The sequence below is a fragment of the Pseudomonas frederiksbergensis genome (assembly GCF_017114915.1).
Lineage (GTDB): Bacteria > Pseudomonadota > Gammaproteobacteria > Pseudomonadales > Pseudomonadaceae > Aquipseudomonas > Aquipseudomonas frederiksbergensis_I.
The window spans coordinates 1-12,855 of sequence record NZ_JAAUOE010000067.1; the positions used below are offsets into that span (position 1 = coordinate 1).

General features: G+C 60.0%; 8 protein-coding genes and 3 tRNA genes. 9 read left to right on the plus strand and 2 right to left on the minus strand.

What is annotated here, in order from left to right:
- Nucleotides 1-82: 82 nt before the first annotated feature.
- Nucleotides 83-1,090 (minus strand): DUF481 domain-containing protein, encoded by a 1,008-nt coding sequence (locus HCU66_RS25950; RefSeq protein ID WP_205891237.1) that lies wholly within the window; start codon nucleotides 1,088-1,090, stop codon nucleotides 83-85.
- A gap of 167 nt (nucleotides 1,091-1,257) precedes the next feature.
- Between HCU66_RS25950 and HCU66_RS25955 the strand changes: the two genes are divergently transcribed.
- The 4 genes from HCU66_RS25955 to HCU66_RS25970 all read left to right on the plus strand — a co-directional run bounded on the left by HCU66_RS25955 (nucleotide 1,258) and on the right by HCU66_RS25970 (nucleotide 6,045).
- Entirely contained in the window at nucleotides 1,258-1,611 is a 354-nt protein-coding gene (locus HCU66_RS25955) for an MGMT family protein (protein ID WP_019580968.1), read from the plus strand.
- Nucleotides 1,612-1,655: 44 nt separating this feature from the next.
- Nucleotides 1,656-3,215 carry an AmpG family muropeptide MFS transporter gene (locus tag HCU66_RS25960; RefSeq protein ID WP_205891238.1) on the plus strand — a complete coding sequence of 520 codons (1,560 nt, stop codon included), beginning with the start codon at nucleotides 1,656-1,658 and terminating at the stop codon, nucleotides 3,213-3,215.
- A gap of 143 nt (nucleotides 3,216-3,358) precedes the next feature.
- Nucleotides 3,359-5,074: a proline--tRNA ligase gene (locus HCU66_RS25965; RefSeq protein WP_205891239.1), complete on the plus strand. Its 1,716-nt coding sequence runs from the start codon at nucleotides 3,359-3,361 to the stop codon at nucleotides 5,072-5,074.
- Between the two features lie 17 nt (nucleotides 5,075-5,091).
- Nucleotides 5,092-6,045, plus strand: a complete 954-nt coding sequence (locus HCU66_RS25970) for a hypothetical protein (protein WP_205891240.1) — start codon at nucleotides 5,092-5,094, stop codon at nucleotides 6,043-6,045.
- 117 nt (nucleotides 6,046-6,162) lie between these two features.
- Here HCU66_RS25970 and dinB read toward each other — a convergent pair whose 3' ends face one another.
- A complete protein-coding gene (dinB, locus tag HCU66_RS25975) occupies nucleotides 6,163-7,224 on the minus strand; it encodes a DNA polymerase IV (RefSeq protein ID WP_205891241.1) in 1,062 nt (353 codons plus the stop codon).
- 301 nt (nucleotides 7,225-7,525) lie between these two features.
- Here dinB and HCU66_RS25980 point away from each other — a divergent pair.
- The 5 genes from HCU66_RS25980 (at nucleotide 7,526) to HCU66_RS26000 (ending at nucleotide 12,593) form a co-directional block, all read left to right on the plus strand.
- Nucleotides 7,526-7,602: transfer RNA gene (locus HCU66_RS25980), tRNA-Met, on the plus strand.
- Nucleotides 7,603-7,870: 268 nt separating this feature from the next.
- Nucleotides 7,871-7,947, plus strand: a tRNA-Met gene (locus HCU66_RS25985).
- Nucleotides 7,948-8,167: 220 nt separating this feature from the next.
- Nucleotides 8,168-8,244 (plus strand) — tRNA-Met (locus HCU66_RS25990).
- A gap of 411 nt (nucleotides 8,245-8,655) precedes the next feature.
- On the plus strand, nucleotides 8,656-11,298 hold the full coding sequence (mprF, locus tag HCU66_RS25995) for a bifunctional lysylphosphatidylglycerol flippase/synthetase MprF (RefSeq protein ID WP_205891242.1): 2,643 nt from the start codon (nucleotides 8,656-8,658) through the stop codon (nucleotides 11,296-11,298).
- Nucleotides 11,298-12,593 (plus strand): virulence factor family protein, encoded by a 1,296-nt coding sequence (locus tag HCU66_RS26000; RefSeq protein ID WP_205891243.1) that lies wholly within the window; start codon nucleotides 11,298-11,300, stop codon nucleotides 12,591-12,593. The genes mprF and HCU66_RS26000 overlap by 1 nt, the downstream gene beginning before the upstream one ends.
- The last annotated feature ends 262 nt before the right edge of the window (nucleotides 12,594-12,855 follow it).

Consider the following 12,855-nt stretch of genomic DNA (forward strand, 5'->3'; position numbering starts at 1 on the left):
TTTCGCTGGCAAGCCAGCTCCTACAACAAGCCAGCTCCTACAAGACCGTGTTCAACCGCCGATCCTTTGATTTTTCAGCGCGTTACCAAGCCACACCAAACCCTGCGGTATATCGGGTCTTGCTCAAATCCGCATTGTCACTGCCGCTGATAATGTCTCTTTCGGCCTTCAGGTTCAGCGACGCCCAATCGGTGACTTTGTAGCGCAGGCCGGCCTCGGCATCGAGCGCGTACTCTGCCACGCCCGACAGGGGCTTGCCGACCTCACCATTGGTGAAGAACTCGACCTTCTTGCCAATCAGGTAGCGGTTGTAATCCCACTTCATGGCCAGGGAATAGAAGTTTTTCTTCCCGCCGTCGGAAAATTCAAAGTCCGTGCGGTTGAGGAGCGAGCCCAGGGAGAAGGCGCCCAATTCGTTATCCCAGAATTGATAACCGGGGCCGGTACCCACTGTGCGCTGACGGGAAAGCTCTTCGACCTTGTCACGCTTGTAATTCAAACGCCCTTGCCAGAACCACTTTTCGGTGAGGAAGCGGTCGAGAGAATACTCGGCACGCCAGTTGTCAGTGGTGACCACGTCATCCTGGAACTCGCGGTTGTACTCACCTTCCGCCGTATGACGCCACCGACCATGACGCGCGCTGGTTTTGAAATCGACGTCATAATCGTCGGTATCTTTTTCGGCTCGCTGATAATCCAGCGCCATGTCGACATTACCTTTAAGCACCAAATCCTCGACCACCGGCTTGGGCTTGAGCATTTGCTGAATACTGGCCAACTCCACGGTCTTGGGGCCATCGCCGTTGGCCAAGGTCACCTTGCCGTCCTCTGCCGCGTGCAGCGACTTGGCCTTTTCGCCGGTGTAGGCATCCTGCTTGACCAGCAATTGCTGATCGCTTTCCAGGGTTTTGACCTCTTTCCAGTCAATCGGAACCGCCCCGGCATATTGCGTCTGGATCAACAGCTTGCCGCCATCGAAGAGCGTGATCTTGCCGCTCAGGCGATCGCCATTCTTCAACCAGACCGTATCGGCGAGCAAGGGAGTGGAAGCACTGACGACAGCGAGGCACAGCAAGGTTCTGGACAACATAAGCGAATCGAAAGCTCAACTTTGCGAAAAAAAGTCGGCATTATCCGTAGGAATAAGGCCCGAGCAAGGACTGACCCAACCCTTTCTATTGAGTTCATTTCTCAACAGACAATTCAGGATTTACTCTACAGACGGTCAATACGCATTTTTTCAGGAAGCCTTTGGATGTGACCGACTCAACCGCTGAAACCGAAAGCGCGGCGCAAATCCGACGCACGGCGCTCTACCTGACTTTGGCACAAGTGCCCGAAGGCAAAGTCGTGAGTTATGGCCAACTCGCCGAGCTGGCGGGACTGGGTCGCGCCGCCCGCTGGGTCGGGCGAACACTGAGCCAACTGCCGGGCGACACTAAATTGCCCTGGCACCGCGTGCTGGGTGCCGGTGGTCGGATCAGCCTGCCCGCGGGCAGTCCTTCAGGGGACGAACAAAGGGCCCGATTGCGCATGGAAGGCATCAGTATCCTGAACAATCGTGTTGATATTCAGCGCCATGGCTGGCGCCCGGTAGAGCACAGCGGTTAGAGTGCGCGCTTTGTTTCCGTAATTCTTGAGGCAGACTCCAGCCCATGCCCCGTAAAACCTGGCGCGCCGCGCTCGCCGCCTATGCCAGCCCCTCGACGCTCGTGCTGTTACTGCTTGGTTTCGCCGCCGGCCTGCCCTACATGCTGGTGTTTTCGACGCTTTCAGTCTGGCTGCGCGAAGCCGGCGTTGCCCGCGAAACCATCGGCTATGCAAGCCTGATCGGCCTGGCGTACGCCTTTAAATGGGTCTGGTCCCCGTTGCTCGACCAATGGCGCCTGCCGCTGCTCGGCAAGCTCGGCCGACGACGCTCCTGGCTGGTGCTGTCCCAGGCGCTGGTGATCCTCGGCCTGATCGGCATGGGTTTCTGCGACCCGCAAAAGCACCTGTCCTGGCTGATCGCTATCGCCGTAGTGGTCGCGTTCGCTTCGGCGACGCAAGACATCGCCGTCGATGCCTATCGCCTGGAAATCGTCGAAGAAACCCGCCAGGCGGCACTGGCGGCCAGCTATATGGCCGGTTATCGGGTCGCCGCCCTGCTGGCGACGGCCGGCGCGCTGTTCTTCGCCGAAGGCTTCGGCTCCACCGGCTTCAACTACAAACATGCGGCGTGGACCGGCACCTACGTGCTGTTCGGCGTCTTGATGGTCCCGGCACTGCTGACCAGCGTGTTCATGCGCGAACCGCCGGTGCCGCTGCGCACCCAATTGCAGGCCGGACGCTACAGCTTTATGCACCAACTGGTGTCGGTGTTCGTGCTGATCGTGCTGCTGGTGTCTGTACCCGCCATGTTCACCCAGCTCTACAACACTGACTTCGCCAGCGTGCTGTTCGAAGGCGTCAGCGTGCTCGACCTGCTGCTCGAAGACCGTGCCTTCCTGCGGGCGATTCTCTATATCACGCTGACCGCCCTGTGCTTGTCGGCCATGGGCCGCCGTGGCCTGGCACCGGTGCTGACGCCGGTCAATGACTTCATTGTGCGTTACCGCTGGCAAGCCCTGCTGCTGCTCGGGCTGATCGCCACCTATCGGATGTCCGATACGGTCATGGGCGTGATGGCCAACGTGTTCTACATCGACCAGGGGTTCACCAAGGATCAGATTGCCAGCGTTAGCAAGATTTTCGGCTTGATCATGACGCTGGTCGGCGCCGGCATGGGCGGCCTGTTGATCGTGCGCTTCGGTATTCTGCCGATCCTGTTCATCGGCGGCGTTTCATCGGCCGCCACCAACCTGCTGTTCCTGATGCTCACCGACATGGGCGCCAATCTGCAGATGCTGATTGTCACCATTTCGCTGGATAACTTCAGCTCGGGCCTGGCGACTTCGGCGTTCGTCGCTTACCTGTCGAGCCTGACCAACCTCAAGTTCTCCGCCACCCAGTACGCCCTGCTCAGCTCGATCATGCTCTTGCTGCCCCGCCTGATCGGCGGCTATTCAGGGGTCATGGTGGAGAAATTCGGTTATCACCATTTCTTCCTGATCACCGCCCTGCTGGGCGTTCCGACCCTGTTGTTGATCGCCTTGCACTGGTACCAGGAGAATCGCCGCGCAGGCCCGACACCGACGCCAGAACCGGCTCAGACGCCGGTCGCGGAAGAATCGTAGGAAACATTCGCAGGAAATTTTACAGAGGGCGGGCAGATTCTCGCCCTCCCGCCACACAGCCAGCCGCACGCCTGTACGCCAGCAGATCTCGCCCGTACAATGCCCCATCACTTCTCGTTATCAGCAACCGACAACGGCCAACCATGCGCACCAGTCAATTTTTGCTCGCCACACAGAAAGAAACGCCTTCCGATGCGGTCGTCATCAGCCATCAGCTGATGCTGCGCGCCGGCATGATCCGCAAACTCGCCTCGGGCCTGTACACCTGGCTGCCGATGGGCTTGCGAGTGATGCGCAAGGTCGAAGCCATCGTGCGTGAAGAAATGAACGCCGCCGGTTCTCTGGAAGTGTTGATGCCGAGCACTCAACCGGCTGAGCTGTGGCAGGAATCGGGTCGCTGGGAAGAATACGGCCCTGAATTGCTGCGCTTCAAGGATCGCCACGGTCGCGACTTCTGCGCCGGCCCGACCCACGAAGAAGTCATCACCGACCTGATGCGCAACGAGTTGAGCAGCTACAAGCAGCTGCCGATCAACCTGTATCAGATCCAGACCAAATTCCGTGACGAAATCCGCCCACGCTTCGGTTTGATGCGCGGCCGCGAATTCATCATGAAGGACGCCTACTCGTTCCACGCCGATCAGGCATCGCTGCAGGTCACCTACGACCGCATGCACCAGGCGTACTGCAACGTGTTCAGCCGCCTGGGCCTGAAATTCCGTCCGGTTGAAGCCGACAACGGCTCGATCGGCGGTGCCGGCTCCCACGAGTTCCACGTGCTGGCCGAGTCCGGTGAAGACGATATCGTCTTCAGCAACGGCTCCGACTACGCCGCGAACATCGAGAAAGCCGAAGCCGTGCCACGGGAAACCTCGCGCGCTGCTCCGACTGAAGAACTGCGCCTGGTCGACACGCCGAATGCCAAGACCATTGCGCAACTGGTCGAAGGCTTCAACCTGCCGATCGAAAAAACCATCAAGACCCTGGTGGTGCACGCTGAAGAGAAAGGCAAGCTGATTGCCCTGATCATCCGTGGCGACCACGAACTGAACGAAATCAAGGCTGCCAACCAGCCTGGCGTTGCCAGCCCGCTGGTCATGGCTTCCGAAGCAGAACTGCGCGATGCCATTGGTGCTGGCGCCGGTTCCCTCGGCCCGCTGAACCTGCCGCTGCCGATCATCATCGACCGTTCCGTCGAGCTGATGAGCGACTTCGGCATCGGTGCCAACATCGACGACAAGCACTACTTCGGCGTGAACTGGGAGCGCGATCTGCCGGTTCCAACCGTCGCCGACCTGCGCAACGTCGTTTCCGGCGACCCTAGCCCTGACGGCAAAGGCACCCTGGAAATCAAGCGCGGCATCGAAGTCGGGCACATCTTCCAGCTGGGCAACAAGTACAGCAAAGCGATGAAGTGCGAAGTGCTGGGCGAGAACGGCAAACCGGTCACCCTGGAAATGGGCTGCTACGGCATTGGCGTCTCTCGCGTGGTGGCCGCCGCCATCGAACAGAACAACGACGAGAACGGGATTATCTGGAGCGACGCTCTGGCCCCGTTCCAGATTGCTCTGGTACCGCTGCGCTACGAAACCGAACAGGTTCGCGAAGCCACGGACAAGCTCTATGCAGAACTGACTGCTGCCGGCTTCGACGTGCTGCTGGACGACCGCGACAAGAAAACCAGCCCGGGCATCAAGTTCGCGGACATGGAGCTGATCGGCATTCCACACCGGATCGTGGTCAGCGACCGCGGCCTCGCCGACGGCAATCTGGAATACAAGAGCCGCACCGAGGCCGAGGCGCAAGCGCTGCCGGTCGCTGACGTGCTGTCCTTCCTCCAGGCCCGTATCCGCCGCTGACACCAGATAGAGACGTCATGTTCAAGCGAAACACCTTAGGCCTCGGTGGTGCCGCCCTGTGCGGCGCCCTGCTGGTCAGCGGCTGTGCCAATCAGATGTCACAACGCAGCGAGCACGAGGAACGGGTCGAGCGAAAACTGCTCGATCACAGCCTGCAGATCGATGTCGGCGAGCCCAAGGTGCTTGAGCTGCCGCAACGTCGGGTGAAAATTCACGAGCAGAAGACCTTCGAAGTCACCGAGTTCGAAGTCACGCGCCACTATGATCGCTACACGCCTTACCAACCCTGGCGGGAGGTCTACGAGATCCCGCTGGGCGCGGTGGCCGTGGTGGCCGGTGTCGGCGCGAACGTGGCCAACGTATTCGCCCTCGGCAATCTGCCGGACAGCGTGACGAAAGACTGGCTCAGCTACGGTTTCGCCGGGCTCAATCCGTTCATGAACGTGCAATCTCACGGTCGTGCGCAGCAGAACCTGGCGGGCATCGACGAAGTCCAGCGCGACAAGCGCACGGAATATTCGAGCCTGCCATGGAGCGAGCGTCCGGTTCAGGTCAAGGCCGGCAAGAACACGTTCGAGCTGAGCACCGACCGCAACGGCGTGTTGCGCCTGAACCTGCTGGACAGCCCGTTCGCCGAACATGACCTCAATCATCTGGGCAAGCTGCAGATCAGCGTCGAAGACAACAAGGACGATGTGCACACAGACTCGTCCCTGGCGATCAGCAACAACTTGCGCGGCAAGCTGCTTGAAGCCCACGGGCTGATTTACGACGACCTCGAAGACGATGAAGTGAGCCAGTGGGTGCACCGGGTCAAACGTCTGTCGGAACTGGGCCTGGAGGAAGAAGCCAGCGAGCTGGAACAGAGCCTGATCGAACTGACCCGCAACGATCCCGAGTTGCAGACCGAATTCCTCAAGTCACTGACCAAGGATGCCGGGCGACTGGTGGCGGATCCGGGGCCGAATTAAAGCCTGAAAGCTTCGCGGGCAAGCCTCGCTCCTACAGAGGTCACGCAAAACCTGTAGGAGCGAGGCTTGCCCGCGAAGGCGGCGTTACATTCACCCATTGCATCAAAACCCTGCCCCCTACCGCTCAAACAACTCCAACTGCTCAAACCCGCCCCGCAAATCCTCCAGCCTTACCCCAACCCCCAACAACCGCACCGGTTTGCCGCCGCGATTGAAAGCCTGGGTCAGCAGCAACTGATAACTCCCCAGATCCCGCCCTGCCCCGGCCTGCTCCAACGTGGTCTGGGTAAAATCATGGAATTTCACTTTGACGAACGGCTTTCCCGGTCGATAGCTGCTGTCGATCCGGGCCATGCGGCCATTGAGGGACTCCAGCAGTTCAGGCAATTTATCCAGACAACTCACCAGATCCGGCAAGTCCACATCGTAGGTATTTTCGACGCTGATCGACTGCCGGCGACTGTCGTTGTGCACCAACCGCTCATCGATCCCGCGGGCCAGGCTCCAGAGTCGCTCGCCGAAGCTGCCGAATTCGCGTACCAGCGCCAACTTGTTCCACTCGCGCAATTGAGAGCAATCGACGATGCCGAGCTTGCCCAGCTTGTCGGCGGTCACTTTGCCGACGCCGTGTAGCTTGCTCACCGGCAAACCGCTAACAAAGTCTTCCACCTGATCCGGAGTAATCACGAACAGTCCATTGGGCTTCTTCCAGTCACTGGCGATCTTGGCGAGAAACTTGTTTGGCGCCACACCGGCCGACACGGTGATGTGCAACTGGTTGGACACCCGGCGACGAATGTCCTGGGCAATTCGCGTGGCGCTGCCGCCAAAATGCGCGCTGTCCGACACATCGAGGTAAGCCTCGTCCAGGGACAGCGGCTCGATCAGGTCGGTGTAATCGCGAAAGATCGTATGAATTTCCTTCGACGCTTCTCTGTAGGCCTCCATGCGCGGCTTGACGATGGTCAGGTCCGGGCACAGTTTCAAGGCATGCCCGGAAGACATGGCCGAGCGCACGCCATAGGCCCGCGCCTCATAGTTACAGGTGGCAATCACCCCACGCCGATCCGCCGAGCCGCCCACCGCCAAAGGCTTACCGGCCAGGCGCGGGTCGTCACGCATCTCGATGGCGGCGTAGAAGCAGTCACAATCGACGTGGATGATTTTTCGCTGCGTCATATAAAAGCGGTGTTCATGGCGAAGAAATGAAGTATTGGCGTGTCGTACCGGCAGTATCTCACTGACACCTGTATATAGCACCAGTAGTCTGAATCTTCTTTTCGAACGGTAGGAAAAGTGCAGCAGGAATTTATTTCCTCAATCGAAAGCCCCCTCTCGATAGAGCCCAAAGCCTTGCCCTGCTTGCGTTTCAGACCGATCTACCTTCCTTTTTTTCGCCTAAGCGATTGAACAGGAACAGGTTTTATCGAAATCGAAGGTTGACAGCCCGGCGATCCTCTGTAGAATGCCGCCACACAGACGCGGGATGGAGCAGTCTGGTAGCTCGTCGGGCTCATAACCCGAAGGTCGTCGGTTCAAATCCGGCTCCCGCAACCAAACATCGAAAAAGGCTACTCGAAAGAGTGGCCTTTTTTGTATCTGTTGAAAAAGTCCTTTCGCAACAATGATCTGCCACTGTGTAGANGCGCGCCTGTTTTGTACCAAGGCGGGCTTTACGCCTCGTGACGCAAAAACCAGAAATCGTTCTGATTCCGAAACTTAGCGCTCCCCTGCGACCGTTCGCCGCTGATTCTCGCTTATTTGATCCATACTTGGATTAACGGTTGACACTGCGGCGTTCGCCTGTAGAATGCCGCCACACAGACGCGGGATGGAGCAGTCTGGTAGCTCGTCGGGCTCATAACCCGAAGGTCGTCGGTTCAAATCCGGCTCCCGCAACCAAACATCGAAAAAGGCTACTCGAAAGAGTGGCCTTTTTTGTGCGCGCCTGTTTTGTACCAAGGCGGGCTTTACGCCTCGTGACGCAAAAACCAGAAATCGTTCTGATTCCGAAACTTAGCGCTCCCCTGCGACCGTTCGCCGCTGATTCTCGCTTATTTGATCCATACTTGGATTAACGGTTGACACTGCGGCGTTCGCCTGTAGAATGCCGCCACACAGACGCGGGATGGAGCAGTCTGGTAGCTCGTCGGGCTCATAACCCGAAGGTCGTCGGTTCAAATCCGGCTCCCGCAACCAAACATCAAAAAAGGCTACTCGAAAGAGTGGCCTTTTTTGTATCTGTTGAAAAAGTCCTTTCGCAACAATGATCTGCCACTGTGTAGAGAGCCGTTCAGGATCATCAAGGCTGCTTGACCGAACCGCAGACCGGCCTCCTCTACGACGGGTGATGCGCCATCGCCGATACCCGGTGAGACGCNATCTGTTGAAAAAGTCCTTTCGCAACAATGATCTGCCACTGTGTAGAGAGCCGTTCAGGATCATCAAGGCTGCTTGACCGAACCGCAGACCGGCCTCCTCTACGACGGGTGATGCGCCATCGCCGATACCCGGTGAGACGCGTTAATATTTGTGATTATTTTTTTCTGCAGGGATTGGTAACTTGGCTGGATACCCCCATCCTGTCGCGCACAATCCAAGAGGTGATTGATGCGCGCCAACTCGTCTGATCCACAAGACACTGTCACAGCGACACAACCGATCAAGGCCGAGCGCCTGCGCTTGCTGGATCGAATCAGCAAATACCGTCACCCCATCGGTCTGGCGGTCACTTTGCTGTTGTTCGCCATCGCGCTGATTGCTTGCCGTCGCCTGCTGAGCGAACTCGATCTGTACGCACTGCACGACTCGATTCTGGACGTACCGAAACCGGCCTTGCTGGGTGCGTTCGCCGCGACCGTCGTCGGCTTCATCATTCTGCTGGGTTACGAATGGTCGGCCAGCCGTTATGCCGGCGTGACGCTGGCACCGCGAGTCGTGGCACTGGGCGGCTTCACCGCCTTCGCCATCGGCAATGCCATCGGTCTGTCGCTGCTGTCCGGGGGCTCGGTTCGCTACCGGTTATATGCACGTCATGGTGTGGGGGCCTCGGAAGTCGCGCACATGACGTTGTTTGCCAGCCTCTCGCTCGGCTGCGCCCTACCTCCATTAGCCGCCCTTGCCACGCTCAGCAACCTGCCTGCCGCCTCCCTGGCCCTGGGTTTCTCCGAGACGTTGCTGGGGGCGATTGCGGTCGCCGTGCTGCTGCTCTCCACGGTACTGGCCATCGGCATCTATCGCCGTCGCCTGCCCGAACAGCCTTACCCGGATAACCTGCTGGTCAAGGTCGGCCGCCGTACCTTGCGCTTACCGGGCCGCCGCCTGACCTTCCTGCAACTGGTCATCACCGCCCTGGACGTGGCCGCTGCCGCGACGGTGCTTTATCTGTTGCTGCCGGAAGCGCCGCCCTTCGGTGCGTTCCTGCTGGTTTATCTGTTAGCCCTGGCCGCTGGCGTGCTCAGCCATGTACCGGGTGGTGTCGGGGTGTTCGAAGCGATTTTGCTCGCCGCCTTCGCCGACAAGCTCGGCGCCGCGCCACTGGCCGCCGCCCTGCTGCTCTACCGCCTGATCTACGTGATACTGCCGTTGCTGGTGGCGTGCGTACTGCTGCTGATCAACGAAGGCCAACGCCTGTTTCAAACACGCCAGACGCTACGCGCCGCCTCCGGTATGGCCGCGCCGATTCTGGCGGTGCTGGTGTTCCTGTCCGGCGTGGTGCTGCTGTTTTCGGGCGTGACGCCGGAGATCGATACCCGCCTTGAACACATCGGTTTTCTGATCCCCCATCGACTGGTCGACGCCTCACACTTGGGCGCCAGCCTAGTGGGCGTTCTTTGCCTGCTGCTGGCTCAAGGCTTGCGTCGCCGCCTGTCGGCCGCGTGGATGCTGACCACTATTCTGTTGCTGGTCGGCGCCCTGCTCTCTCTGCTCAAAGGGTTCGACTGGGAAGAAGCCAGCCTGATGACCCTGACAGCGAGTTTGCTGGGGGTTTTCCGGCGCTCGTTCTACCGCCCCAGTCGCCTGACCGAAGTGCCGTTTTCGCCGCTGTATCTGGTGGCCAGTCTCTGCGTCCTCGGCGCTTCGATCTGGTTGCTGCTGTTCGCCTATCAGGACGTTCCGTACAGCCATCAACTCTGGTGGCAGTTCACCCTCGACGCCGACGCCCCGCGAGGCTTGCGCTCGCTGCTGGGTGCCGCGGTGCTGCTGGTGGTGGTGTCCCTGACCTGGCTGCTGCGTACTGCGCGCCCGGTGATCCACTTGCCAACCGCCGATGAACTGGAGCGCGCGGTAAAGATCCTCATGGCCTCGTCCCAACCGGATGGCGGCCTGGCCCTGACCGGTGACAAGGCGCTGCTGTTTCACCCCAATGACGAGGCGTTTCTGATGTACGCCCGCCGTGGCCGCAGCCTGGTGGCGTTGTATGACCCGATTGGCCCGCCCCAGCAACGGGCGGAAATGATCTGGCAGTTCCGCGATCTGTGCGACATCCACCACGCCCGCCCTGTGTTTTATCAAGTACGTGCCGAGAACCTGCCGTACTACATGGACATCGGCCTGACCGCGATCAAGCTCGGCGAAGAAGCCCGGGTCGACCTCAAGCGTTTCGATCTCGAGGCCAAGGGCAAAGAGATGAAGGACCTGCGCTACACCTGGAACCGTGGCACCCGTGACGGCCTGTCGCTGGAAATCCATGAGCCGGGGCAAGCACCGATGGACGAGCTCAAGGTGATTTCCGATGCCTGGCTGACCGGCAAGAATGTGCGCGAGAAAGGCTTCTCGCTCGGGCGTTTCAGTGATGACTACCTCAAGCACTTCCGGGTCGCGGTGATTCGTTTCGAAGGGCGCCCGGTGGCGTTCGCCAACCTGCTCGAGACCTACGGCCATGAACTGGCCAGCCTCGACCTGATGCGCGCACACCCCGACGCCCCGAAGCTGACCATGGAATTCATGATGGTCGGCCTGATTCAACATTATAAAAATCATGGATACGCGCGTTTCAGCCTGGGCATGGTGCCGTTGTCGGGGTTGCAACCCCGGCGCGGCGCACCACTGACCCAGCGCCTGGGCTCGATGGTATTCCGCCGTGGTGAGCAGCTGTACAACTTCCAAGGTTTGCGCCGCTTCAAAGACAAGTTCCAGCCCGACTGGGAACCCCGTTATATGGCCGTGCCCGCCGGACTCGATCCGCTGGTGGCCCTGGCCGACACCGCCGCCCTGATTGCGGGTGGCTTGACTGGATTGGTGAAACGCTGATGATTCAACGCTCCCTGCGGTATGTGCTGGCCACACTGGTAGTGCTGGCCCTGATGGTCGGTGGCGGTTACTGGTACCTCAAACGCCCGGCGCCAGAACCGACCCTCGAACGGCTGACACCGGCCGACGGCGCCGCGATGACCCGCGTCATCCCCGGCACCACGCCACGCGCCCAGGTGCTGGTGGCGGTCAATGACGACCAGAAACTCAGCGACAAGCAATTGATGACCCTGAGCCGCAGCGGCTCGGCGCAGATCGTCCAGGTGATCCTGCCCAAGGACTGCATCCAGCAAGGTCGCGCCCTGCAAGCAGGCCTCAGAGAGCTCAAAGGCCCGGCCACCCTGGTCAGCGGCATCGGCCCTGGCGCGGTGCTGGCGTGGCGCTGGCTGGCCGAGCAGAAGGACGACAAGGCCCAGGCCATTTCCGTTGACCTGGCCCTGGAAAAACCCGGCTGCACTCACCTGCTGCCAAAAAGCGCTGCCCACGGCCGTTGGCTGGTGGCCTGGAACGACAACCCGGACGACACCAGCGCCGGCTTCGTGCGCGACCAGCCCAACGCCGAAACCAGCATCAGCGACTACGACATCAACCTGCCGCAAGTGCTGAACAACGAACTGCGCAAAATCCTCGTCGGTGGAGATAAAGCCGCCGGCGGCCTGCAGATCCCGGTGGTGGAAGTGCCGGCCGGCCAGGCCAGGGACACCGTCACCCTGTTCCTCTCCGGCGACGGCGGCTGGCGCGACCTGGACCGCGATGTGGCCGGCGAGATGGCCAAGATCGGCTACCCGGTGGTCGGCATCGACACCCTGCGCTACTACTGGCAGCACAAGAGCCCGGAACAAAGCGCCCTGGACCTGACCGAGCTGATGCAGCACTACCGGCAGAAATGGGGCACCAAGCGCTTCATCCTGACCGGCTACTCCTTCGGCGCCGACGTACTGCCGGCCATCTACAACCGTCTGCCGGAAGCGGAACAGCAGCGGGTCGACGCAATCATCCTGCTGGCCTTCGCCCGCACCGGCAGCTTCGAGATCGAAGTCGAAGGCTGGCTCGGCAACGCCGGCAAAGAAGCCGCCACCGGCCCGGAAATGGCCAAGCTGCCAGCCGCGAAAGTGGTGTGCATCTACGGTGAAGAAGAAGTCGACGAAAGCGGCTGCACCGACAAAACCGCCGTGGGCGAAGCGATGAAACTGCCTGGCGGCCATCACTTTGACGAGAACTACCCGGCGTTGGCCAAGCGGTTGGTGGATGTGATCGAGAAGCGTCAAGCGAAAGAGACGGCGGCTCAAGAGTGAGCTGAGTCTCGCCGACAAAAAAGCCCCCGCTGCCTTATGGTTGCGGGGGCTTTTTCATTCCAGCAAACACCGAAGCTCCCACAGGGGATTTTCGTCGCGCTGTATATCCAGATTCTCTCGCCATGTTGAGTTTCGTTTACTCAAGGTGTCGCAATATCGGATGACGCCTGCAGACGTTGTAGGCAAACTCCGAATCTCGCGTTTGGGCACTTTGCTGCCTTGTTGCGTTTTTCTTCGACGGGATACTCTCCGGACGTCGCTG